Origin of the sequence: Pseudokineococcus lusitanus (assembly GCF_003751265.1) — a bacterium.
In the GTDB taxonomy this organism is placed as follows: domain Bacteria; phylum Actinomycetota; class Actinomycetes; order Actinomycetales; family Quadrisphaeraceae; genus Pseudokineococcus; species Pseudokineococcus lusitanus.
In genome coordinates, this window is sequence record NZ_RJKN01000015.1 from 3704 (window position 1) to 5602 (window position 1899).

Consider the following 1899-nt stretch of genomic DNA (forward strand, 5'->3'; position numbering starts at 1 on the left):
GTCGAACCACCCACCCACACCCCGAAAGATGTGACCAAGCGGACGCGGTACTCAGACCACCAAAGGAGCGACAAGCCCCGGACCAGCCGAATGTTCCACCCACGAGCACCGCCCCGGACGCGCACGGCCCGGGCCCGGCTACCAGACCCACCCCCACCCGGCCCCCTTGCGAGGACCACCAGGAGTGGTCGGTTGCTCCTTAGAAAGGAGGTGATCCAGCCGCACCTTCCGGTACGGCTACCTTGTTACGACTTCGTCCCAATCGCCAGTCCCACCTTCGACAGCTCCCTCCCTGACGGGTTGGGCCACCGGCTTCGGGTGTTACCGACTTTCGTGACGTGACGGGCGGTGTGTACAAGCCCCGGGAACGTATTCACCGCAGCGTTGCTGATCTGCGATTACTAGCGACTCCGACTTCACGGGGTCGAGTTGCAGACCCCGATCCGAACTGAGACCGGCTTTTTGGGATTCGCTCCACCTCACGGTCTCGCAGCCCATTGTACCGGCCATTGTAGCATGCGTGAAGCCCAAGACATAAGGGGCATGATGATTTGACGTCATCCCCACCTTCCTCCGAGTTGACCCCGGCAGTCTCCGATGAGTCCCCGGCATCACCCGCTGGCAACATCGAACGAGGGTTGCGCTCGTTGCGGGACTTAACCCAACATCTCACGACACGAGCTGACGACAACCATGCACCACCTGCGCAGGACCCTTGCGGACCCACCATCTCTGGAGGATTTCCCTGCATGTCAAGCCTTGGTAAGGTTCTTCGCGTTGCATCGAATTAATCCGCATGCTCCGCCGCTTGTGCGGGGCCCCGTCAATTCCTTTGAGTTTTAGCCTTGCGGCCGTACTCCCCAGGCGGGGCGCTTAATGCGTTAGCTGCGGCACGGACCACGTGGAATGCGGCCCACACCTAGCGCCCAACGTTTACGGCATGGACTACCAGGGTATCTAATCCTGTTCGCTACCCATGCTTTCGCTCCTCAGCGTCAGTTACGGCCCAGAGACCCGCCTTCGCCACCGGTGTTCCTCCTGATATCTGCGCATTTCACCGCTACACCAGGAATTCCAGTCTCCCCTACCGCACTCTAGCCCGCCCGTACCCACTGCAGACCCGGGGTTAAGCCCCGGGCTTTCACAGCAGACGCGACGAGCCGCCTACGAGCTCTTTACGCCCAATAATTCCGGACAACGCTTGCACCCTACGTATTACCGCGGCTGCTGGCACGTAGTTAGCCGGTGCTTCTTCTGCTCCTACCGTCACTCTCGCTTCTTCGGAGCTGAAAGAGGTTTACAACCCGAAGGCCTTCATCCCTCACGCGGCGTCGCTGCGTCAGGCTTCCGCCCATTGCGCAATATTCCCCACTGCTGCCTCCCGTAGGAGTCTGGGCCGTGTCTCAGTCCCAGTGTGGCCGGTCACCCTCTCAGGCCGGCTACCCGTCGTCGCCTTGGTAGGCCATCACCCCACCAACAAGCTGATAGGCCGCGAGCCCATCCCCGACCGAAAAACTTTCCACCCCCCACCATGCGGCAAGAGGTCATATCCAGTATTAGCCACCGTTTCCGGTGGTTATCCCGGAGTCGAGGGCAGGTTGCTCACGTGTTACTCACCCGTTCGCCACTGATCAGACCCAGCAAGCTGGGTCGTCACCGTTCGACTTGCATGTGTTAAGCACGCCGCCAGCGTTCGTCCTGAGCCAGGATCAAACTCTCCATCAAGGTCACAAGGCAAACAACCACCACCCCGAAAGGCAACGGTCGCAACCAATACAACAACCTCAAAAGAACGAGCACCCGCCCCACTGGCGAGACGAGCACCCGAGATACTGCAAAAAAGCCGACCACGACCACCCAGCCACCCCGGACGGGACAACCAGACAACCCGCAGCCGAC

General features: G+C 60.7%; 1 rRNA gene. It reads right to left on the reverse strand.

Going from position 1 to position 1899, the window contains the following annotated elements:
- Positions 1-203 precede the first annotated feature (203 nt).
- Positions 204-1725: ribosomal RNA gene (locus tag EDC03_RS17285) — 16S ribosomal RNA — on the reverse strand.
- Between the last annotated feature and the right edge of the window lie 174 nt (positions 1726-1899).